21 protein-coding genes, 1 pseudogene and 1 CRISPR repeat array (1 of these 23 running past the window's edge) are annotated in these 20,287 nt (G+C 74.6%); of the genes and pseudogenes, 9 read left to right on the plus strand and 13 right to left on the minus strand.

Translation table 11 applies throughout. The features are described 5' to 3' along the window. Window positions 1-953: a CRISPR direct-repeat array (repeat unit 29 nt; unit sequence CTGCTCCCCGCGCCCGCGGGGATGGCCCC) (it extends 604 nt beyond the left edge of the window). 73 nt (window positions 954-1,026) lie between these two features. Beyond that, window positions 1,027-1,671, minus strand: a complete 645-nt coding sequence (locus tag ACWEO5_RS13255) for a TetR/AcrR family transcriptional regulator (RefSeq protein ID WP_452162507.1) — start codon at window positions 1,669-1,671, stop codon at window positions 1,027-1,029. Between the two features lie 118 nt (window positions 1,672-1,789). Here ACWEO5_RS13255 and ACWEO5_RS13260 point away from each other — a divergent pair, with 118 nt between their 5' ends. Continuing rightward, the gene (locus ACWEO5_RS13260) at window positions 1,790-2,956 is read left to right on the plus strand and encodes an FAD-dependent oxidoreductase (protein ID WP_452162508.1); all 1,167 of its coding nucleotides are present in this window, start codon (window positions 1,790-1,792) and stop codon (window positions 2,954-2,956) included. A 534-nt stretch (window positions 2,957-3,490) separates the two neighbouring features. On the opposite strand, the gene cobM is transcribed toward ACWEO5_RS13260, so the two are convergent. From cobM to ACWEO5_RS13275, 3 genes are all read right to left on the minus strand, one after another. After that, window positions 3,491-4,231 carry a precorrin-4 C(11)-methyltransferase gene (gene cobM / locus ACWEO5_RS13265; protein ID WP_344559393.1) on the minus strand — a complete coding sequence of 247 codons (741 nt, stop codon included), beginning with the start codon at window positions 4,229-4,231 and terminating at the stop codon, window positions 3,491-3,493. Beyond that, window positions 4,228-5,622, minus strand: a complete 1,395-nt coding sequence (cbiE, locus tag ACWEO5_RS13270; protein WP_452162509.1) for a precorrin-6y C5,15-methyltransferase (decarboxylating) subunit CbiE — start codon at window positions 5,620-5,622, stop codon at window positions 4,228-4,230. Before cbiE ends, cobM begins: the two co-directional genes overlap by 4 nt. A 249-nt stretch (window positions 5,623-5,871) precedes the next feature. Next, entirely contained in the window at window positions 5,872-6,318 is a 447-nt protein-coding gene (locus ACWEO5_RS13275) for a MarR family winged helix-turn-helix transcriptional regulator (protein WP_344559397.1), read from the minus strand. A 39-nt stretch (window positions 6,319-6,357) separates the two neighbouring features. Between ACWEO5_RS13275 and ACWEO5_RS13280 the strand changes: the two genes are divergently transcribed. The 3 genes from ACWEO5_RS13280 (at window position 6,358) to ACWEO5_RS13290 (ending at window position 8,513) form a co-directional block, all read left to right on the plus strand. Next, the gene (locus tag ACWEO5_RS13280; RefSeq protein WP_452162510.1) at window positions 6,358-6,537 is read left to right on the plus strand and encodes a hypothetical protein; all 180 of its coding nucleotides are present in this window, start codon (window positions 6,358-6,360) and stop codon (window positions 6,535-6,537) included. Further along, window positions 6,534-7,724, plus strand: a complete 1,191-nt coding sequence (locus ACWEO5_RS13285; protein WP_452162511.1) for an alpha/beta hydrolase family protein — start codon at window positions 6,534-6,536, stop codon at window positions 7,722-7,724. Before ACWEO5_RS13280 ends, ACWEO5_RS13285 begins: the two co-directional genes overlap by 4 nt. 120 nt (window positions 7,725-7,844) lie before the next feature. Further along, window positions 7,845-8,513, plus strand: coding sequence for a hypothetical protein (locus tag ACWEO5_RS13290; protein ID WP_452162512.1), 669 nt, complete (start codon window positions 7,845-7,847; stop codon window positions 8,511-8,513). A 36-nt stretch (window positions 8,514-8,549) separates the two neighbouring features. On the opposite strand, the gene ACWEO5_RS13295 is transcribed toward ACWEO5_RS13290, so the two are convergent. From ACWEO5_RS13295 to ACWEO5_RS13315, 5 genes are all read right to left on the minus strand, one after another. Then, window positions 8,550-9,728, minus strand: coding sequence for a methyltransferase domain-containing protein (locus ACWEO5_RS13295; protein ID WP_452162513.1), 1,179 nt, complete (start codon window positions 9,726-9,728; stop codon window positions 8,550-8,552). Between the two features lie 3 nt (window positions 9,729-9,731). Then, entirely contained in the window at window positions 9,732-9,875 is a 144-nt protein-coding gene (locus ACWEO5_RS13300; RefSeq protein WP_363605038.1) for a hypothetical protein, read from the minus strand. Between the two features lie 178 nt (window positions 9,876-10,053). Continuing rightward, entirely contained in the window at window positions 10,054-10,905 is an 852-nt protein-coding gene (locus tag ACWEO5_RS13305; protein ID WP_452162514.1) for a helix-turn-helix domain-containing protein, read from the minus strand. Between the two features lie 13 nt (window positions 10,906-10,918). Next, window positions 10,919-11,443 carry a DUF6879 family protein gene (locus tag ACWEO5_RS13310; protein ID WP_452162515.1) on the minus strand — a complete coding sequence of 175 codons (525 nt, stop codon included), beginning with the start codon at window positions 11,441-11,443 and terminating at the stop codon, window positions 10,919-10,921. Continuing rightward, window positions 11,415-11,657, minus strand: a complete 243-nt coding sequence (locus ACWEO5_RS13315) for a hypothetical protein (RefSeq protein WP_452162516.1) — start codon at window positions 11,655-11,657, stop codon at window positions 11,415-11,417. Before ACWEO5_RS13315 ends, ACWEO5_RS13310 begins: the two co-directional genes overlap by 29 nt. Window positions 11,658-11,783: 126 nt before the next feature. On the opposite strand from ACWEO5_RS13315, the gene ACWEO5_RS13320 reads away from it, so the two are divergent. The 3 genes and pseudogenes from ACWEO5_RS13320 to ACWEO5_RS13330 all read left to right on the plus strand — a co-directional run bounded on the left by ACWEO5_RS13320 (window position 11,784) and on the right by ACWEO5_RS13330 (window position 13,966). After that, window positions 11,784-12,323 carry a hypothetical protein gene (locus ACWEO5_RS13320; RefSeq protein ID WP_452162517.1) on the plus strand — a complete coding sequence of 180 codons (540 nt, stop codon included), beginning with the start codon at window positions 11,784-11,786 and terminating at the stop codon, window positions 12,321-12,323. 70 nt (window positions 12,324-12,393) lie between these two features. Then, a pseudogene (locus ACWEO5_RS13325) lies at window positions 12,394-12,910 on the plus strand (GNAT family N-acetyltransferase). 252 nt (window positions 12,911-13,162) lie between these two features. After that, entirely contained in the window at window positions 13,163-13,966 is an 804-nt protein-coding gene (locus ACWEO5_RS13330; protein ID WP_452162518.1) for a hypothetical protein, read from the plus strand. A gap of 128 nt (window positions 13,967-14,094) precedes the next feature. Here ACWEO5_RS13330 and ACWEO5_RS13335 read toward each other — a convergent pair whose 3' ends face one another. The 3 genes from ACWEO5_RS13335 to ACWEO5_RS13345 form a co-directional block, all read right to left on the minus strand. Next, entirely contained in the window at window positions 14,095-15,264 is a 1,170-nt protein-coding gene (locus ACWEO5_RS13335) for a DUF6183 family protein (RefSeq protein ID WP_452162519.1), read from the minus strand. A 79-nt stretch (window positions 15,265-15,343) separates the two neighbouring features. Next, window positions 15,344-15,622, minus strand: coding sequence for a hypothetical protein (locus ACWEO5_RS13340; protein ID WP_452162520.1), 279 nt, complete (start codon window positions 15,620-15,622; stop codon window positions 15,344-15,346). Further along, window positions 15,619-17,148: a carboxyl transferase domain-containing protein gene (locus ACWEO5_RS13345; protein WP_452162521.1), complete on the minus strand. Its 1,530-nt coding sequence runs from the start codon at window positions 17,146-17,148 to the stop codon at window positions 15,619-15,621. The genes ACWEO5_RS13340 and ACWEO5_RS13345 overlap by 4 nt, the downstream gene beginning before the upstream one ends. A 297-nt stretch (window positions 17,149-17,445) precedes the next feature. Between ACWEO5_RS13345 and ACWEO5_RS13350 the strand changes: the two genes are divergently transcribed. Next, on the plus strand, window positions 17,446-18,000 hold the full coding sequence (locus tag ACWEO5_RS13350; protein ID WP_452162522.1) for an RrF2 family transcriptional regulator: 555 nt from the start codon (window positions 17,446-17,448) through the stop codon (window positions 17,998-18,000). A gap of 149 nt (window positions 18,001-18,149) precedes the next feature. Next, window positions 18,150-19,364 (plus strand): globin domain-containing protein, encoded by a 1,215-nt coding sequence (locus ACWEO5_RS13355; protein ID WP_452162523.1) that lies wholly within the window; start codon window positions 18,150-18,152, stop codon window positions 19,362-19,364. 120 nt (window positions 19,365-19,484) lie between these two features. Here ACWEO5_RS13355 and ACWEO5_RS13360 read toward each other — a convergent pair whose 3' ends face one another. Then, the gene (locus ACWEO5_RS13360) at window positions 19,485-20,267 is read right to left on the minus strand and encodes a DUF3050 domain-containing protein (protein WP_452162524.1); all 783 of its coding nucleotides are present in this window, start codon (window positions 20,265-20,267) and stop codon (window positions 19,485-19,487) included. Window positions 20,268-20,287 lie beyond the last annotated feature (20 nt).

Consider the following 20,287-nt stretch of genomic DNA (forward strand, 5'->3'; position numbering starts at 1 on the left):
CCTCACCTGCTCCCCGCGCCCGCGGGGATGGCCCCCGGCGCCTGGCCGCCGCCCGCATCGCCGGTCTCTGCTCCCCGCGCCCGCGGGGATGGCCCCCCGTCCCACAGGTGCCAGCCGATGCCGTGCACGCTGCTCCCCGCGCCCGCGGGGATGGCCCCAACACCGCGATGCAGCCGGACTTCGGGCAGTGCTGCTCCCCGCGCCCGCGGGGATGGCCCCGGCCGATGGACAGGTCGCGGTAGATCGGGGAGCTGCTCCCCGCGCCCGCGGGGATGGCCCCGCGCTGCACCGGCTCGCCGAAGGCTGCCCGAACTGCTCCCCGCGCCCGCGGGGATGGCCCCTCGGCAGCCCAGTCGTCGCACTCGTCCCGCCAGCTGCTCCCCGCGCCCGCGGGGATGGCCCCGCCATCTTGCGGACGGCGAGTCGGGACAGGGTCTGCTCCCCGCGCCCGCGGGGATGGCCCCTCCCGCACCCTCTCCGGCCTGAAAGGTGAGTTCTGCTCCCCGCGCCCGCGGGGATGGCCCCCAGTCGCGGACCTATTAAGGTCGGATCTGGATCTGCTCCCCGCGCCCGCGGGGATGGCCCCGGGCGGTCGTCCGCGCCGATGTACGGCACGGCCTGCTCCCCGCGCCCGCGGGGATGGCCCCCAGCCCGAGCCGTCACGGCGGACGAGCTCCAGCTGCTCCCCGCGCCCGCGGGGATGGCCCCTCCGCGTCCGTCGGGTTCCGGCTCGACAGCATCTGCTCCCCGCGCCCGCGAGGATGGCCCCTGCTGGTCGACCAGCTCCCGACGGTGCCCGGCCTGCTCCCCGCGCCCGCGGGGATGGCCCCAGCGCGGTGCACGAGGAGCAGTCCGACGGCCGACTGCTCCCCGCGCCCGCGGGGATGGCCCCATCAAGCGGGACTGGCGGGCCAACGCGGCGGCCTGCTCCCCGCGCCCGCGGGGATGGCCTCCGTGAGGAGTGGCTGCGGTCGCTTTCGGACCAGGGCGACTCATGCCCGACCAGCGACGAATCTCCGACTCAGGTCACGAGGGGGCGGGCGCGGTCAGGGAGTTCCAGCCGTGTTCGAGCAGGTCGAAGGCGCGGGTCAGGGCCTCGCGGACGTCCTGGTGGGACTGGGCGGCGTGCGGGGCCTCCAGGGCGAAGTGGGCCAGGGCGGTGCAGAGCGGGTCGTCGGCGGGGCGGCCGCTCTGCTCGGCGATCACGGCGGCGAGGGTGGCGGTGTGGCGCAGCCACATGGCCTGGTGGTAGTCGCGCAGGGCGGGGGTGGAGTCCACCAGGGCGGTGAAGGCCGCGAACCGGGGATCGCCGTCGGTGGCGGCCCGGCGGTGGTGCAGCGCGTGCTCGCGCAGGGCGGCCGGGATCGACCGGCCCGGGGGCCGCTCGCGGACGGCGGCGAGCAGGTCGGCCTCCAGGTCGGGCTCCTCGTCGAAGACCAGGGCCTCCTTGACCGGGAAGTGCTTGAACAGCGTGGTGGTGGAGACGTCGGCGGCGTCCGCGATCTCGCGGATGCCGACGTCGTCGTAGCCGCGCTCCAGGAAGAGGCGCAGCGCGGCGTCGGCGATGGCTTGGCGGGTGGCGGCCTTCTTGCGCTCGCGCCGCCCGGGCGGGGGAGGCGGCGGGGGGTTCGACGGCGGTGGGGGTGGAGGCGGGGGCGGTGTCTGGGGCATGGGCACAGTCTACTCGGGTGGTTGAGCAGGCCAAAAAGTTGACTCGTTGCACTTTTGTAGTCGTTGTGCTCTTCTGGAGGAGCGGCCCCGCCGCGCACCGCCCGAAAGGAGCACCACCATGACCACCGCACCCGCCCCCCGCATCGCCGTCATCGGAGCCGGCCCCGGCGGCCTGACCTGCGCCCGCATCCTGCAGCGGCACGGCATAGCCGTCACCGTCCACGACCGCGACCACGGCCCCGACGTCCGCGACCAGGGCGGCACCCTCGACCTGCACGAGGACAACGGCCAGCTCGCCCTGCGCGCGGCCGGACTGCTCGACGACTTCCTCCGGCTCGCCCGCCCCGAGGGGCAGGAGATGCGCCAACTCGACGCCGTGACCGGGGAGATCGGCTTCCACCACGTCCCCGCGGACGGCGAACGCCACAAGCCCGAGATCGACCGCGGCCGACTCCGCGAACTCCTGCTGCGCTCGCTCGAACCCGGCACCGCGCACTGGAACCACGCCCTGCGGTCCGTCGAAGGGCCCGCCGCCGGCCCCCGCCGCCTGCACTTCGCCGACGGCACCGTGACCGAGGCCGACCTGGTCATCGGCGCCGACGGCGCCTGGTCCAAGGTCCGCCGCGTGCTCTCCCCGGCCACCCCCGTGCACACCGGCGTCAGCTTCCTCGAAGCCTGGTTCCACGACGTCGACCGCCGACACCCCGAACTCGCCGCACTCGTCGGCCCCGGCAGCGCCGCCGCGGCCGACGGCGAACGCGGTCTGTTCGCCCAGCGCGGCGGCGGCGGCCACCTCCGGGTCTACGCCATCCAGCGAGTCCCCGCGGACTGGATCGCCGCGGCCGGCCACACCGTCCGGGACACCGACGCCCTCCGCGCCCTCCTCCTGGACCGCTACCGCCACTGGTCGCCCGGCCTGCGCCGACTCCTCGCCGACAACGACGGCCCCTACGTCGACCGCCCGATCCACGCCCTGCCCGTCCCGCACACCTGGCCGCACGACGGCGCCGTCACCCTGCTCGGGGACGCCGCCCACCTGATGCCCCCGCTCGGCGTCGGCGTCAACCTGGCCATGCTCGACGCCTGCGAACTCGCCCTCGCCCTCGCCGAGCACGCCACCGTCGCCGAGGCCGTCCGCGCCTACGAGCCGACCATGCTGCCCCGCTCCACCGCCATGCAGCACCAGCTCGACGGCGCCCTCGAAGGGCTGCTGTCCGACGAGCCGCACCACGGCGGCCCCGAGTCGGCCGAGTCGGCCGAGCTGTCCGGCACGCGGCAGCAGTAGCCGGCGGGCGGTGGGTGGGAGGGGTTGCAGAGGGCGTCCAGGCGTTCCACCGGGTCCGGCCCGGTCCACTCCTCCGGGGCCCGGTCCCCGTCCGCCGTGAACGCCGCGTCCGCCGTGAACGCCGCCCGTGCCGCCGCGTCGTACGCCCCGGCGTCCCGCAGCGGGTGCAGGGACCTGGGGCCGGACGCCGTCGCGCACCACCGCGAAACCGCCGTCCGCGCCCACGTGTTGCGCCGCGCCGCCGAGCACGGACAGGAGCCACGGCGGTGCACCGACCACGGCAGCCCGCCGACCTCGCCGCCCTCGCCGACCCGGTCGTACCGGCCGGTCGGCCGACTCCGCCCGCCCCGCCCACGGCCCGGACGGCGTGCCCGAGTAGGCGCGCAGCGCGGCCGGTTCGAGGTGCGGCCGGGCCGTCGCGGAGTACGGTTCGGATACTGCGGGACCCCCTCGTCGGCCGTCGGGCGGAACGTCAACGCGCCGATCCTGCCAGCCCGTTGGGGCAACGGGCCGGCAGCCGGGAGGGTGCGCCGGTCAGCGCGCGCGGGTCGTCGAGTACAGGTGGCTGTCGCGGAACTCGGTCGCGGCCAGCGTGCGCCCGACGATGATCACGGCGGTGCGCAGCACGCCCGCGGCCTTCACCTGCACGGCGATGTCGCCGAGCGTGCCGCGCAGCACCAGTTCGTCCGGGCGGCTGGCCATCGCGACCACCGCCGCCGGGCAGTCCGGCCCGTAGTGCGGCAGCAGTTCCTCCACCACGCTGTCCACGTAGCGGGCTGCCAGGTGCAGCACCAGCAGCGCGCCGCTCTTGCCCAGCACGGACAGCTCCTCGCCGGGTGGCATCGGCGTCGCCTGCCGGGCCACCCGGGTCAGGATCACCGTCTGCCCGACCGTCGGCACCGTCAACTCCCGCTTCAGCGCCGCCGCCGCGGCCGCGAACGCGGGCACGCCCGGCACCACCTCGTACGGGATGCCCGCCGCGTCCAGCCGGCGCATCTGCTCCGCCATCGCCGAGAACACCGACGGGTCGCCCGAGTGCAGCCGGGCCACGTCCTGGCCCCCGGCGTTCGCCCGGACGATCTCGGCCATGATCTGGTCCAGGTCCAGGTTCGCGGTGTCGACCAGCCGGGCGTCCGGCGGACAGTCCGCCAGCAGTTCCGGCGGCACCAGGCTGCCCGCGTACAGGCACACCCCGCAGCGGGCCAGGGTGCGCTGGCCGCGCACCGTGATCAGATCGGCCGCGCCCGGACCGGCACCGATGAAATAGACCGTCACTTCGCTCCTCCTCCAGCCCCGCCGGACCCTCCGGCGCTCGCCGCTCCGTCGGTGTCCTCGATGTTCGTTTCCTTGACGTCCGTCTCCTCGGCGTCCGTCTCCTCGGCGTGCGCGCGTTCGGCGTCAGTGTCCCTGGCGTCCGGGCCCTCGGTGCCCGGGCCCTTGACGACGCTCCACTGGGTCACCGGCATCGCCTGCCGCCACCCCGTGAAACCGCCCACCGGTACCGCGTGCGCCACGCCCAGTTTCACCAACTCGCCGCCGTGGCGCCGGTACCACTGCGTCAGCAGCGCCTCCGACTCCAGCGTCACGGTGTTCGCCACCAGCCGCCCGCCCGGACCGAGCGCCGCCCAGCACGCCTCCAGCACCCCCGGCACGGTCAGCCCGCCACCGACGAACACCGCGTCCGGACGGCCGAGTTCGGCCACCAGGTCGGTCAGCGCCGCCGGTGCCGCGCCCCGGACCACCCGCAGCCGGGGCACCCCGAGCGCCGCCGCGTTGCGGGCGATCCGCTCGGCCCGCACCGCGTCCCGCTCCACGCTGACCGCCCGGCAACTGCGGTGCGCCCGCAGCCACTCGATGCCGATCGACCCCGAGCCGCCGCCGACGTCCCACAGCAGCTCGCCCGGCGCCGGGCCGAGCGCCGCCAGCGTCGCCGCCCGGACATGACGCTTCGTCAACTGCCCGTCCGACTCGAACAGTTCGTCCCGCAGGCCGGGGACGAGCTGCGGTCGCGGGGCGTCCGCCGGGACGGCCGGGTCCGGCACGCAGTCGACCGCGAGGACGTTCAGCGGATCGCCCGGCGGCAGCGACCAGTGCGCCGCCACCCCCTCGCGCACCGCTTCCGCCGGGCCGCCCAGCTGCTCCAACACCCGTACCCGGCTCGGTCCGTAGCCCCCGTCCGTCAGCAGCCCGGCCACCCGCGCGGGCGTCGACGCGTCCGCACTCAGCACCAGCAGCCGACGGCCCGGGTACAGCGCCGCGCGCAGCGACTCCAGCGGACGGCCGACCAGCGTCACCACCTCGGTCTCCTCCACCGGCCAGCCCAGCCGGGCGCACGCCAGCGACACCGAGGACGGGTGCGGCAGCACTCGCAGCGCCTCCGCCGGGACGCCGCACTCCAGCAGCGTCCGGCCGATCCCGTGGAACATCGGGTCACCACTGGCCAGCACCGCCAGCCGCCGCCCCGCGAACCGCTCCAGCAGCCCCGGCACCGACGGCCGCAACGGCGACGGCCACGACACCCGATCCGCCGTCACCTGCTCCGGCAGCAACCCCAACTGACGCGCGCCGCCGAGCACCACCTCCGCCGCGCCCAGCGCCTCCCGCGCCGCGACCGACAGCCCCGGCCAGCCGTCCGCACCCACCCCCACGACGGCGATCGCAGACACGCGCAACTCCTCACGGCTCGGGGACGGGGCAGCCGCAGCCTACCCGCAACCCGCCGCCGTACCCCCTATGAGCTGCGGAGATCCGCCATGCGACATTGGCCACACCACGGGTCGCGACACTGGCCACGCCACGGGCCACGACACCGGCCGCACCGCGCGGGCCGGGCCGGTGGCCGTACCGGTGGCCGTACCGGGGTGCCGCGGTGGGTCGGCCGGCGCTCGGCGGGTCGGCCGGAGCCGGGGGAGGAGTCAGTCCAGATCGTCGGCGGCCTGCTGGAGGGCCCGGGCGGCGCGGACCAGGAACGCGCGGAACTGCTCCTGCTCGGCCTCGGTGAACTCGTCGGCCAGACACTGCTCCACCTCGGTGGCGCGCTCGTCGGCCAGCTCCAGCGCCGCCCGGCCGCGGTCGGTCAGCCGGGTCTCCAGCACGTTGCGGTGCCAGCGGTGCGGCGCCCGCTCCACCAGCCCGCGTCCGGTCAGGTGCTTGAGCAGTACGGCCATCGCCTGCGGAGTGACCTGGCAGGACCGGGCCAGTGCCGCCCCGCTGATGCCCGGACTGTCGGCGAGCACGTACAGCGCCGCGTACTGCGGCACGGTAAGCCCCGCGGGCTCCACCGCGGCGCGCTTCGCGGCCATCAACTCCTGGTCGGCGAGGTGCAGGTCGATGCCGATGCGGTCGGCGGCGGGCATTCCCATGCGGGGATGCTACAGGGTGGGCGACATCAATCAGTTGCGTTGACAGTCATCAATGTATTGATGATGATGAGCGCCATTGATGTCGCAGTCGTTGCCGTTGCCGTTGGCGCAGCCGTCGCCGTCGCCGTCGCCGCGACCCGTACCGCCGACGTACCGATCGATTTGTCGACCTATCTCCCCGACAGCTCCGCCGCGTTCCGGAGGACCCGCCGCCCATGACCGATCTCTCCTTCCTCACCGCCCCCGGCACGGCCGCCGGGTTCGCCGCCGAGACCCGCCCGCGCGCCCACGGCGCCGGAGTCGACCCGTACGAGTACGACCGCGTCACCGCCACGGTCGACTCGCTGCTCCACTGGCCCGACGCCTGTCGGACCGCCGCCCTCGCCCACCGGGCCCGGGCCGAACGGGCCGCCGCGCGCGGCCGCCACCGCACCGCCGGGCAGCACCACCGGCTGGCCGCCCGCTGGTTCCACCTCGCCGCGCTGCTGCCGGACCCGGACCGGGAACGCGCCGCCACCGTCGCCGCGGAGGCCGACCGCTCGGCGGGCGAGGCCCTCGCCCTGCTCGAACCCCGGGCCCGGCGGATCTCCGGCGAGGGCTACGCGGGGTGGCTACGCCTCCCGGCGGGACGGACGCGGCGGCACGGAACGGGAGTCCCGCTGGTGGTGCTGGTGCCCGGGATGGACTCCTCGAAGGAGGAGTTCCACCACCCGGCCGACGCCCTGCTCGACCGCGGCCTGGCGGTCCTGGCCGTCGACGGCCCGGGGCAGGGCGTCCTGGCCACCGGCCCCGCCCTCGGTCCGGACCACCGGCACGCCCTCGGCCGGGCCCTGAGCCACGCCCTGCGCGCCGCCCCGGCGGGCGTGACCTCCGGCGCGGCGCCCGCCCGGACGCCCGACGCTGCGCTCGCCCCGACGCCCGACGCGGCGCTCGACCCGGACCGGGTCGCGGTGCTCGGGCTCAGCCTCGGCGGCCACCTCGCCGCCGACTTCGCCGCCCACGATCCGCGCGTCCGGGCGGCGGCACTGGTCAGCGGCCCGTACCGGCTGGACTGGGACGCCCTGGTCCCGTTCGTCACCGCCACCCTCACCCAGCGCTGCGGTGGCGAAGCCGCCGCCCGCGCCTTCGCCGCCCGGATCGACCTGGCCGCCCTCGCCCCCCGGCTGCGCGGGCTCCCCCTGCTCCTGGTCGAAGGCGGCCGGGACCGCATCCCCGGCGTCACCAACGCCGACGCCCTCGTCGCCGACCTCCCGCACGCCGAACTCCTCCACGTCCCGCACGGCAACCACCTGCTCGGCAACGCCCTGCCGGACTGGCTCCCCGACACCGCCGACTGGCTCGCCGACACCCTCGCCCTCATCGGGACGGAGGAGAGCGGGGACGAACTCCTTCCTCCGCGCGGGTGACCCCGCTCCTTCCCCCGGCGGACGCGTCCGGATCGTGCCGGTTGCGATCTTTGGGGTGGCCCCGGGAGCCGTGGCCGGGGCGCCGGAAGTGGAGCCCGACAAGCACGGGGGAGAAGCAAGTTGACGAAGCACAAGCTGCTACTGGGGACGGCGGCCGCGATGGCGGCGTCCGCGCTCGCGGTACCGAGCGCCTCGGCCGCGCCGACCGGTTCCGGCGCGAGCCCGCACGGCGCGAGCCTGCACGGCGCGAGCCCGCACGGCCGGGTCGGGCTCAGCCCGGAGCGCGGAACGGTGCCGGGGTTCGGCGAGCTCACGCTGGCGGTTGACGCGGCCGCCGGCCGCCGGCGTGACGGTACCGGGCGGGCCACGCTGCAGCACGAGTTCTTCAACCCGGACGGGAGCCGGCAGGGCACGGTGCGGGTCGAGATCGACGTCGACTGCCTGGCTGTCACCGGCACCGGCACCGGCACCGGCACCGGCACCGGCAACGGCAACGGGGGCGGGGGCGGGGACGGGGGCGGGAGCGGTACGACCGCGGCGGTCACCGGGACGGTGCGCTCGCTGAGCTACGCCGTACCGCCGGGGACGCCCGAACCGCCCCGGCCGCCGAGCGGCTGGCACCCGGAGACCGCACTCGCCTTCTCGACCGACGGCACGGGCCGGGGACGGGTCGGCTGGTCGGGCGTACCGGACTTCAACGACCCGACGGCTGCACCGGTGGCCGTGAAGTGCGCGCCGCCCGCTGCCGACTTCTACGTGATCGAGGGCGGCTACTGGCTGAGGAGGTGACCGGAGCGGGGAAGCGACCGGAGCCGCGGCGTTCGGTCATCTCCGGGTGGGGACGGGGTTGTCGGGGCTGTCGAGCCACGCGGTGTGGCCCTCGGGGGTGACGGTGAGGCCGAAGCGCTCGTGTCCGGGGCGGCCCTGGTTGTCCCACCAGCGGTAGGCGGCCTCCACCTCGTCCCACAGGCAGCGTGGACCGGCCTGGTACACCTCGTACTCCGTGCGGCCGTGCTCGAAGTCGGCGGACGTCCACGACCGCTTGTCGCGGCTGTAGATCCACAGCGTGTACGCACCGTTGTCGTAGCGCTCGGCCCGCCAGAACGCGCCCGGAACCCCGAGACCGATGACGAACTGCTGGAACCAGTCGCCGGTATCCCGCGGGGACAGCGTCGTGGTGCTCCTCATGCCGTCGGCCGGCCACTCCACCCCGTGCAGGTACTCCTCGAACAGAGGTCTTTCGGTGCGCTGTTGACGCATCCGCATGAACGCCGACCCGCCGGTGAAGCCGCCGACCGCCCGGGTCCTGTCGCCGTTCACGGTCAGCCGGACGATCTGCTCACCGCCGTACTCGGTGCCGAACGGGGCCACGATCACCGCGCCGGGGGCCGACTGCTCCAGCCAGGCCGCAGGGATCTCCAGCAGGGAGCAGGTGGCGATGATGCGATCGTAGGGAGCGCCCGGCGACCAGCCCGCCCGGCCGTCGCCCTCCACCACGGTCGGCACGAGTCCGGCCCGGCCCAGGTTCTCCCGGGCACCCCGGGCAACCTCCGGGTCGTACTCGATACTCACCACGTTGGCGTTCCCGAGCCGCCGGGCCAGCAGGCCCGCGTTCCACCCGGTACCCGTGCCGATCTCCAGCACCCGGTCCCCCGGACGCACGCCCAGGTCCCGGAGCATGGAGACGACCATCGTCGGCATGGAGTTGGACGAACTCGGGGTCACTCCGATGCCGTCGCCCTCGTGGTCGCCGTCGTCCCACTGCGTCGTCAGCGGGATGTCCGAATAGACCGCGCTGCGCCACGCCTCGGGGTCCTTCGACCGGTACACCACGGGGTTCTGCTTCGTGCCGTCCGCGATGCCCGGCCAGATGCGGTCCGGGACGAACTGCTCGCGGGGCACGGCCTCGAAAGAGGGGAGCCAGTCCGAGTGGAGTGCGCCGCTGGCCACCAGCGCGGAGGCGAGCTCCCGCGGGCCCGCCTCCCTGCGCGTCTCGCCGGTCACCGGCTACTTACCGCCCGCCGGGTTCTGGCCGTCCGAGGTATTGCCGCCCTCGTCCGAGCCGCCGCCGCCGTGCCCCGAGCCCTTGTTGCTGTCGTCCTGCTGCTTGCCGCCGTCGCCGGAACCGGTGCCGCCACCGCGCTTGCCCATCTCAGTACCTCCGTGCTGGTGGGGACCGGCGGACGAATGCCCGCCGGGTGGTGCTGCCCGCCCCGGCCGTTCTTTCCCGGGTCGGCCGGAACGGAAGTTCGTAGCCCTGATCCGCACTCGGAACGGTAGGGAGGTCTGAAGGCGAAGCGCCACGAAGTTCTACGGAGTTCTACGTCAATCACTCCAGGGTGTTGATCGCCTCCGAGATCAGGGACCGCGCAGCTGTGCCGTACACCGCAAGCGATGCCAACTCCCCGAACGCCCGGACGTACTGCTTGACCTCCGTAGGCGCGGTGACGGTCACAGCGGCCGTGAGCAGCTCCACATGGACCCGCTGGTCATCGAAGACGTTGAACGCCTCCAAGGTCCACACCTCGCGTCGGGCGGAGAACGGCACGATGCCGAGCGAAACGCGGGGAAGGCTCATCAGCGTGAGCAAGTACCCGAGCTGGCCGGCCATGGTCTGCGAGTCGCCGACTCGGTTGCGCAGCACCGACTCTTCGATCAGGACGGCGAACCGGTGGTCACCCTCCCTCACCACGCCGTCCGAACGGGCCAGCCGTGCCGCAACGGCCTCCGCCACGTCATCAGGAGTTCGATGAAACCGAGCGATAGCCCGTAGCAGCGCCGTTGCGTACGGCTCGGTCTGGAACAACCCGGGAATCACGTTCGAGCAGTAGACGCGAAAGAGCCGCGTGCGCTGGTACAGCGGCACGCGGGACTCCTGCACCCGCCGCAGGCCCGCCCGTTGGACGCGACGCCACTCGACGTACATGGTGTCGGCGGCACGCGATGCCGCGATCAGGTCGTCGGCCTGATCGTCGGCACCACATGCCGAGCACCACGCCCGAATGTCCGTGTCGGAAGGCTGAGTCGTTCCACTGGCGATGCGGGACACCTTCGAACCGTGCCAGCCCGTGCGCACGGCGATGTCCACCTGCTTGAGACCAGCATCCTGGCGAAGCTCGTGCAGTCGTGCAGCCACCGCATCGCGGGCCGCTTGAACACTGGAGGAAGGGGATCGAGCCATGGGAGCGAGAGCGTCAGATCTTGAAGTCCTGATGGGGGGTGCCGCGTTCCCACACCGCCTCGAAGGCGTCCACGCAGCGCTTGACCACCTCAGGGTCGTCACTCATGACGTTGCCCAAGAACGAGCCGTCACCGGAGAACAGACCGAACTTCGCAACCCTGCCGTCGAAGAGCCAGAGGTCATTGCCCGGCAGCATCAGATCAGAGGCCAGCCGTCGAGGAAGCCAGCGAACGGACTCCCCCGCTGCGATGTTCTGGAACGTGCACGAATGCTCGTACCGGATGTAGTCGGTCACGGGCACCGAAACGACCCGGGCCCGGCGAAACTCCACTCCCCTGGCGGCCGCCTCTGAAACGGTCGCCAGGAAGGGGTTCCACCAAGATGCCCGGTCGTCCGGGTCGTGGCGGTGGCCGGCCTTCCAAGCCGCAAAATCGGCGTCCTCCTCCGCGACGCCGTACACGTCGCGCATCTCAAGGTGAACGGCACTGCGTCGGCTGCCCCCCAGCAACTCAGCGAAGGTCGGCACCTTCTGCGACACTACAAGCCTCCCTGATCGCGGCCACCATCCGGGCAGGCACTCGAACGACCGCCTCGGACTCCGGGATGTGCCCCACCGCGAGGCATTCGGCCTCGGTGTCGGCATCGGCCTTCCACCCCTGGATCACAATGTCGCGCGTCTCCGGGTCCACCCAAACAGTGGGGCAGTTCTCCCCATTCGTGTGGGGGTCCTTGGCAATGAACACTAGCTTCACGCGGGCCTCCGTCGCTGGCCCGTTCCGCGATGCGCTACGCGGTTCAGCCAACGGAGTACCCACAGACGGACCACGACAAGCGCAGGATCACGCCTCCTGGGGTGGCGGGCGGGCAGAATGCGGGGGATGGAACCACGCCCGCCGTCCCGGTCGCCCCTGCCGCTGCTGTACCTGGACGTCGACGGGCCGCTGATCCCGTTCGGCGGGCCGGCCGGGAGCCGGCCGGAGCACCTGAGCGAGCGGCGGATCCGGGAGGTGCTGGGGGCGGAGGCGGCCGGCCATCCCCTGCTGGCCAGGCTGGACCCGCGGTGCGGGGCGCGGATCGCGGCGCTGCCGTGCCGTCCGGTGTGGGCGACGACCTGGGAGCACGAGGCCAACCTCTGGGTGGCGCCGCTGCTCGGGCTGCCGCCGCTGCCGGTGATCGAGGAACCGGACGACGCCGCCGAGGCCCTGCCGCCCGGAGTGCACTGGAAGGCACCGCTCCTGGTGGCGCACGCGGGCGGTGGTGCGTTCGCCTGGGTGGACGACGAGATCGGGCCGGCCGACCGCGCGTGGGTGGCCGCGCACCACGACGGGCCCGCACTGCTGCTCCGGATCGATCCCCGGGTGGGCCTGGCGGAGGGGGACTTCGAGGTCCTGGAGGAGTGGCTGTCCGCACCGCGGTGAACGGGGCCGGGGGCCGGGGGCCGGGGGAGAGGCGCGGGATACTCGTCGGACGTTCCGTCCAGGAGGCAGTGTGAGCACGTTCGAAGCCGAGACCGTCCGCACCGAGCGGCTGACCCTGCTGCCGTTGCGGCCGGAGCACGCCGAGGAGTTGGCGGCGGTGCTGGCCGATCCGGCGCTGCACGCCTTCACCGGGGGGCGCTCCGGAGGACGCCGAACTCCTGCGGGCCCGCTACGAGCGTTGGGCGGCCGGTGCGCCGGAGCCCTCGGTGTCCTGGTGCAACTGGGCGGTCCGGCTCCGGGACGAGGAGTGCCTGGTCGGGACCGTCCAGGCGACGGTCACCCCGGACGGCGGCGGGGCCGTCGCGGAGATCGCCTGGACGGTGGGCACCCGCTGGCAGCGGCGCGGCATCGCGAGCGAAGCGGCCCGGGGCCTGGTCGGCTGGCTGCGCGGGCACGGGGTGCGGACGGTCGTCGCCCACGTCCACCCGGAGCACGCGGCGTCCGGGGCGGTCGCCGCCGCGGCCGGGCTCGTTCCCACCGACCGGTGGCAGGACGGCGAGGTCAGGTGGGAGTCGGTGACCGGCTGACCCGGCACGCCGGCCGGGGCGCTCCCACGGACGGCAGGTGGGAGGGGCGGGACCGGTTCGAGCGGCTCGCCGGGGTGATGCGCGGGTCAGGTGCGGTGGGCCGTGCGGGCGGCGAGTCGTTCGAAGGGGCGGACGACGTCCTCGGCCGGTGGCGGAGCGAGGCGGCCCGGGCCTGACCTGCGCGTCCCCCCGGCGGTCCGCGGCCGAAAACCGGGTGGGTCGGGGCCGGTGGGTGTGCCAGGATCGGCTGCCGTGGAGATCGTGGAGACCGTGGAGAGCTGGGACGACCTGTCCGTCACCGAACAGGTGCTGGTCCGCCGCGCCGTCGACGGCACGAGCCCGCGCGGCAGCGCGGCGCACGTCACCGCCGTACTGCGCTGGGCGGGCTCGTCCGAGGTGCCCCGGCGGCGCAACGCCTCGCCCGCGGAGGAGCTGGCGCGGGTGCCGGAGCTGGCCGCGGCGGCGCACCGCTTGGTCGCGGGCGGGTGGTTGACGGTCCGCCGGGCGCTGAGCACCCCGTTCGTCCAGGAGGACGGCCCGGCCGTCACCGGCCCGGAGCTGACTGGGGTGCTGGCCGACCCGGCGACCTGGCTGCTGCCCCGGGGGCGGTGCGCCGACCTGCCCGTCCTGTCCCTGCGGGTCACCGCGGAGGGTCGGCGCCGCTGGGAGGCCGCGGCGTACGCGCCGGACGCCCCCGGCACCGTCCACGAGCTGGAGCTGACCGGGGACGAGAGCGCGATCGTGACCTGTGCCGTGGAGGCGAGCGGTTGGCTGACCGGCTTGTGGAACGTCCTCGCCGAGCCGCCGGCCGAGCTGGCGGGCGAGGAGTTGCGGGCCTTCGTCGCGGCGGACACCGCCCCGCTGGTCCGGTTGGTCCGGGCGGGGACGATCGAGGTGCTGCACGTCGCGGAGCGGGGTGCCGAGGGCACCGTCGTTCCGTTGGAGGACCTGCTGGACGCCCTGTGCGACCGGGAGTTGCGCCGCGACGACGGCGCTGAAGTGGAGGTCGGGTTCACGTGCGTCCTGACCAAATCGCTGGCGAACGCGCTCCGTTAGCGTTCCGGGCCGAGAACCGGGCCGTGAACCGGGGCCGTGAACCGGGGCCGTGAACCGGCAGGACGCCGAAGCCGGGCGGTCAGGACCGCCCGGTAGGGGGCGCGGCCTCCGGACGGACACCGGCACGGTCAGTCGGTGTCGGTCGCGGCCAGGACGGCCAGTCGGCGCAAATCGGAGGAGAGGGACAACACGCCCAGGTCCCAGGCTACTTGGCCGAACCACGGGCTGTCGGACTCGAAGCCGAACCAGAGGTGCTCGTCCGCCGCCAGCTCGACCTCGTCGGTGGTCGCCGTCCCGGGGCAGTCGGCCAGCGCGGCCAGGGACCGCCAGGCGGCCAGCCGTCCGGACGCCTCGTCGAGGCCGCGGCTGTACGCGCCGCCACCGGTCGCGGCCGCGTGCAGCAGGTGCCACACCTGTTCGGCCTCGACGGCCCGCACCGCCAGGCCGGCGGGGTGGCGGGTGCGCCTCCGGCCGCTGCGGAGGCCGCGGGAGTGGTCGAGGCAGTCGAGGGCGAGGCCGGTGAGGACGGTGCGGAGCAGGTCGGGGGTGACGGGGGTGGCGGGTGCGGCGAGCGGGGTGCGGAAGCGGAAGACCCGGGCCTCGGTGCGGCCGTTGGAGCCGTTCGACCAGCAGGCGGTGGCCGAACCCAGCGCGTCGGCCGTCTCCCGGTCGGTGACCTCCTCGACCGGTGGACGCGGTGCGGTCGGGCCGATGGGGGGCAAGGGGCCGCCGTGGTTCGGCCCGAGGCACAACTCCCTCGCCGGGGCGCCGAACCGGGGCAGCGGCGCGGTGCCCGGTGCCGTGGCCGACTGCAGCGGGCGCCGGGTGCGCCGCCGGTGGTCCAGCCAGGCGGCGATCTCCGGGACGCCGGTCGGATCGGTACCGCGCAGCTCCAACTCCCGTACCAGGGCGAGCCGCAGCCGCTCGGCCGTCGGCCCGCTGAACGCCGCCGCGAGGTCGGTGGCGGGACGGTCCGCTGCCAGCACGGACACCTGGTGGCGGGTGTGGCGCCTGGTACCGGGCGGCAGCATCGCGAGCAGGCCCAGCGCCAGGGCGGCGTGCTCGGGCCCGGGCGTGGCCGCGACCAGCTCGAACAGCTGCTGGAAGGCGTCCAGTTGGGCAGCGGCGCGCGGGTCGGTGCAGCGGGCCGCCAGGGCCAGGCCGAGTCCGGTCACGAACCCGAGGTCGCCACCGGACAGCGCGGCGCGGGCGGCCTCGACCACCGGCGCGGCGTCCGAACGGCGTGCCACCCGCGCCAACAGGCTCTGGACGTGTTCGCGGTCGTCAGGGTGGGACATGCACAGGATCCTAGGGCGGCTCTCCGGGAAGGGCGCGCCGTTATCGCGGCCGCCGCCGCCGTCGAGCAGTGGGGGCTGCTCAGGCGGGCGGTTCCTCCACCAGGCCGCAGGCGTACGGGAGTTCGGCGAGTGCGGTGCGGCGACCGGGGTCGGGTTCGGCGGCGGCCAGGTCGGTGAACACGGCGGTCAGGCGCTCGCGTTGGGCCGGCGGGAGGCTGTTCAGCTCTCCGGCGACGTTCTCCAGCAGCCCGACGGCGGTGTCGTCGGCGACCTCGTCGTCCTCGCACTCGTCGAGGAAGCGCAGCAGGTCGGCGAGCACGCCGGCCAGGGCGGGGACCAGCGGGTCGGTGGTGTTCATCGCGGGGTGTCTCCTGAACCTGGGCCGCCGAGGCGGCGGTTGCGGGCGGCCCGGGCGGCCAGGCGTTCGGCGTCCGGGAGTTCGGCGAGTTCGGCCAGCGCGGCGGTGACGGCGGCGCCGAGGCGTTCGCGCAGGTCGGCCGGGTCGGCGCTCTCGGGGACGACCAGGTCGACCAGGCCGGTGGCGGTCAGCTCGGCGGCCGTGATGCCCTGGGCGCGGGCGAGTTGGGGCGCGTGCTCGCCGTCGCGGTGGACGATCGCCGAGGCGCCCTCGGGCGGCAGCGGGGCCAACCAGGCGTGCTGGGCGGCGATCACCCGGTCGGCGGGCAGCAGGGCGAGCGCGCCGCCGCCGCTGCCCTGGCCGAGCAGGACGGCCAGCACGGGGGTGCGCAGCCCGACCAGGGTGGTCAGGCAGTGCGCGATCTCCAGGGCCACGCCGTCGAGTTCGGCCTCGATCGAGAGTTCCGCGCCGGTGGTGTCGACCACGGTGAGCAGCGGCATGCCGAGCTCCTCGGCGATCTGCGTCTGGCGCCGGACGGCCCGCAGATCGGCTGCGGTGAACGGGAGTTGGGGCTGGTCCGGGCCCTGGCGCTGCTGGGCGACGACCATCACGGGGCGTCCACCGATCAGCGCCAGGGCCCGGACCAGTGCGCTGTCGCCGTCCAGCGGGAGGAGCGACTCGGCGGTGTGGTGCAGGAGTTCGAGCGCGGACAGCCGGTCGGGGCGGCGGCTGAGCAGCACCGACTCCCAGGCGTCCGGGACTTCGGGGGCCGCGGAAACCCCGGCGGCGGAAACCCCGGCGGCGGGCGCGGGTGCGGCGACGGGTGCGGGTGCGGGAACGGGGGCGGTCGGACGGGCGGTCGGGCGGGCGGTGAGGACGGTGAGGGCGCGGGCCAGGAAGGCGCGCAGCCGTTCGGGCGGGACGATCGCGTCCAGCCGGCCGTGCGCGGCCAGCGTCTCGGCGCGCTGGACGGCGGGCGGCAGCGGCTCGCCGCGCAGTTCCTCGTACACCCGGGGGCCGAGGAAGCCGAGCCGGGCGCCCGGTTCGGCCAGCACCAGGTGGCCGAGGGTGCCCCAGGAGGCGAACACCCCGCCCATGGTGGGGTTGCGCAGGTAGGTCAGGTAGGGCAGACCCGCGCTGCGGTGGGCGTGGACGGCGGCGGTGACCCGGACCATGCACAGGAACGCGGCCGAACCCTCCTGCATCCGGGTGCCGCCGGAGACCGGCAGGGCGAGCAGCGGCAGGCGTTCGGCGGTGGCGCGCTCCACGGCGCGGGTGATCCGTTCGGCGGTGGCCACGCCGATCGAGCCACCGAGGAAGGCGAACTCGCAGGCGACCAGCGCGATCGGGCGCCCGTCCAGCAAGGCGCGTCCGGTCAGCACGGCCTCGTCCAGGCCGGTGCGCTCGCGGGCCCGGGCCAGCGCGTCCCGGTAGCCGGGGTCGGCGTGCTCGGCGGTGACCGGCTCGTCCCAGCTGCGGAAGGTGCCGGGATCGACCAGCAGGTCGAGGAGTTGGCGTGCCGTCACCAGAGCCTCCGTCGGAAGGGGAGCGGGGGAGCGGGGGAGCGGGGAGCGGGGGAGCGGGGGGAGCGGGAAGGGTGCGGCCCCGGTCGCGGGGAGAACGGCCGGGCGTCACCCGAGGCTAGCGGGGCGGTACGGCCGTCGGCCGGTGCGCCGCACGGGGGTGAGCAGGATCACCGGTGCCCGGTGCCCGGTGCCCGGTGCCCGGTACGGCGGGAGTGCGGTGGAGGCGCGGCGGAGCGTGACGCAGCAGACAGCGGCGTAATTGGTATCCAAGATGCGCAATTGGCTAGAGTCGGGCCCGTGAGGCTGACCAAGAGCACCGACATCGCGCTGCGCATCGCCATGCGCCTGGCGGTGCTGGACGAGGACCAGACCCCGACCACCCGCGAGGTGGCCGAGGCGGTCGGTGTCCCCTACCACCACGCGGCGAAGGTGGTCAGCCGCCTCCAGCACCTCGGCGTCGTCGAGGCCCGGCGCGGCCGCGGCGGAGGGCTCGCCCTGACCGCCGCCGGGCGCACCGGATCGCTCGGGCGGATCGTCCGGGAGCTGGAGGGCGTCGGCGACGTGGTCGGCTGCGAGGACGAGCCGCCCTGCCCGCTGCGCCACTCCTGCCGCCTGCGCGGGGCGCTGCGCCGGGCGCAGGAGGCGTTCTACGCCTCGCTCGACCCGCTGACCGTGGACGACCTGGTCGGCGGCGAGGGCGGCGAGGGCGGAGCGGGAGGGTCGGGCGAGTCCGGCGGTCCGGTCCTGCTCGGCCTGCCGAGCCTGCCCGCTCCGTCCGGCCCGCTCAGCCCGCTCGATCCGCTCGGTCCGTCCGGCCCGCCGGGGCCGGGGCCGTTCGGCCCTTCCGCGTAGCCGTCCGCCCGACGAGCATCGGGGTGGGCGCCGGCGAGCGGCGGGCCCGGTGGCGGGCAGGTCCAACAAGAGCGGGTCCAGCAACAGCAGGTCCAGCAACGGCAAGTCCAGCAGCAGCAAGTCCAGCAGTAGGTTTTCCACACCGTTAAATGCGCATCTTGGATGCGAGTTTGGAGTTTCGGATGCTGTCCGAGAAGTCCGCGGAGACCGTGCGCGCCACCCTCCCCGCAGTGGGTGCGGCGATCGGGGAGATCACCGGCTCGTTCTACGAGCGGCTCTTCGCGGCCCACCCCGAACTGCTGCGCGACCTGTTCAACCGGGGCAACCAGGCCGACGGCAGCCAGCGCCAGGCGCTGGCCGGCTCGATAGCCGCCTTCGCCACCGCCCTGGTCGAGCACCCCGACCAGCGCCCGGACGCCATGCTCGCCCGGATCGCCCACAAGCACGCCTCGCTCGGCATCGCCCCCGAGCAGTACCAGGTGGTCCACACCCACCTGTTCGCGGCCATCGTGGAGGTGCTCGGCGACGCCGTCACCCCCGAGGTCGCCGCCGCCTGGGACGAGGTGTACTGGCTGATGGCCAACGCGCTGATCGCCATCGAGGCCCGCCTGTACGAGGAGAGCGGCACCCGCGGCGAGCGCCGCCCCTACACGGTGGTCGCCCGCACCGCCGAGACCGCCGACGTGGCGACCTTCCTGCTGCGCCCCGCCGACGGCGGCCCCGTCCCGGCGCACAAGCCCGGCCAGTACGTCTCGGTGCAGGTCGAACTCCCCGACGGCGCCCACCAGATCCGCCAGTACAGCCTGTCCGGCCGGCCCGAGGGCGGCCTGCGGATCACCGTCAAGAAGGTGGCCGGCGACCCGGCCGGCGAGGTCTCCAACCACCTGCACCAGCACGTCGACGAGGGCGCCACCCTGCTGGTCAGCGCCCCGTTCGGCGACGTGCAACTGGCCGACGGTGACCGGCCGGTGGTGCTCGCCTCGGCCGGCATCGGCTGCACCCCGATCGTCGGCATGCTCACCCACCTCGCCGAGACCGGCGCCGCCCGCAAGGTGATCGCGGTGCACGGCGACCGGCAGGAGTCCGCGCACGCCTTCCGGGACGAGTTCGCCCAGCTGGTCGACAAGCTCCCCGGTGGCGAGGCGCACGTCTGGTACGAGCGCCCCGAGGGAGAGTGGCCCGCCGGACGCACCGGCCTGGTCGACCTGACCGCGCTGGACGTCCCCGCCGACGCCGTCGCCTACCTGTGCGGCCCGCTGCCGTTCATGCGCGCCGTCCGCACCCAGCTGCTCGCCGCGGGCGTGCCCGCCGCCGACATCCACTACGAGGTCTTCGGCCCCGACATGTGGCTCGGCCAGGGCTGACCGCCGGACCGAGGACGTCAACTGCCGCGCGGGAAGCGGTGGATGACGTCCTCGGGCCCGGCCCCCGGAGCAGGGGGAGCCGCTCCGGGGGCCGGGCTCCGCGCCGTGCGCGTCACCGCGTCACAGCGCGGCCGTGATCGCGTCCCACAGCGCGACCCGGGCCCGCAGCGCGGCGCGGACCGTCGCCCCGCACTCCTCCCAGCGCTCGGCGTCGTCGCCGCACAGGTCGATCAGCATCTGCATCGCCATCGGGGTGTGCTGCTCGCCGTCCACCTCGATGTGCCGGGCCAGGTAGTCCTTGAAGACGCCCAACCTGCCCTCGGCGTCGTCGATCCGGACCACCTGCTCGAACATCTCCGGGATCAGGTCCTCCCGGCCGAACGCGAACGCCGCGGCCTGGCAGTGCACCGGCGCGTCCTCGATGATCGAGAAGGTGACGGCGGTGAACGCGGCCGCCGCCTCCGGGATCCCGGCCTCCTTCGCGGCCTGCGCGACCGGCAGGCCGGAGCGCAGCGCGGCCAGGAACGCCTCGACCGGGGCGGTGTCGGCGCCCGCCCGGGCCATGCCGTCCAGGTACAGCTCGAAGTGGCTGGTGTAGCCCTCGCCGAGCTCGTCGCTCTCCTCGACCAGCACGATCTCGTTGATCAGGCGGCGGCTCGCGGTCGGACCGTCCGGCAGCCAGGGCAGGCTCACGCAAGTGAGCTGCCGCTGCAGGCACTTGAGCAGGGACATGAAGTCCCAGACGGCGAACACGTGGGTCTGCTGGAAGGTCCGCACCTTCTCCAGGCTGTCCAGCGACAGGTACATCGGGTGGGAGACCACCTCGCGGCGGACCTCCTCGATCGACTCGCGCAGGGCGGTCAGGCCGGGGTGGCTGCGGTCCCAGTGGTAGCGGTCGCTCATGACTGCTCTCCTCGTGTGCT

The sequence above is a fragment of the Kitasatospora sp. NPDC004272 genome (assembly GCF_053603035.1).

Excerpts from the sequence above, each read along its gene's own strand:
- ACWEO5_RS13255 (WP_452162507.1), bottom strand. The coding sequence starts at position 1,671 with ATGCCCCAGACACCGCCCCCGCCTCCACCCCCACCGCCGTCGAACCCC.
- ACWEO5_RS13260 (WP_452162508.1), top strand. The coding sequence starts at position 1,790 with ATGACCACCGCACCCGCCCCCCGCATCGCCGTCATCGGAGCCGGCCCC.
- ACWEO5_RS13275 (WP_344559397.1), bottom strand. The coding sequence starts at position 6,318 with ATGGGAATGCCCGCCGCCGACCGCATCGGCATCGACCTGCACCTCGCC.
- ACWEO5_RS13285 (WP_452162511.1), top strand. The coding sequence starts at position 6,534 with ATGACCGATCTCTCCTTCCTCACCGCCCCCGGCACGGCCGCCGGGTTC.
- ACWEO5_RS13300 (WP_363605038.1), bottom strand. The coding sequence starts at position 9,875 with ATGGGCAAGCGCGGTGGCGGCACCGGTTCCGGCGACGGCGGCAAGCAG.
- ACWEO5_RS13305 (WP_452162514.1), bottom strand. The coding sequence starts at position 10,905 with ATGGCTCGATCCCCTTCCTCCAGTGTTCAAGCGGCCCGCGATGCGGTG.
- ACWEO5_RS13320 (WP_452162517.1), top strand. The coding sequence starts at position 11,784 with ATGGAACCACGCCCGCCGTCCCGGTCGCCCCTGCCGCTGCTGTACCTG.
- ACWEO5_RS13335 (WP_452162519.1), bottom strand. The coding sequence starts at position 15,264 with ATGTCCCACCCTGACGACCGCGAACACGTCCAGAGCCTGTTGGCGCGG.
- ACWEO5_RS13340 (WP_452162520.1), bottom strand. The coding sequence starts at position 15,622 with ATGAACACCACCGACCCGCTGGTCCCCGCCCTGGCCGGCGTGCTCGCC.
- ACWEO5_RS13355 (WP_452162523.1), top strand. The coding sequence starts at position 18,150 with ATGCGCATCTTGGATGCGAGTTTGGAGTTTCGGATGCTGTCCGAGAAG.
- ACWEO5_RS13360 (WP_452162524.1), bottom strand. The coding sequence starts at position 20,267 with ATGAGCGACCGCTACCACTGGGACCGCAGCCACCCCGGCCTGACCGCC.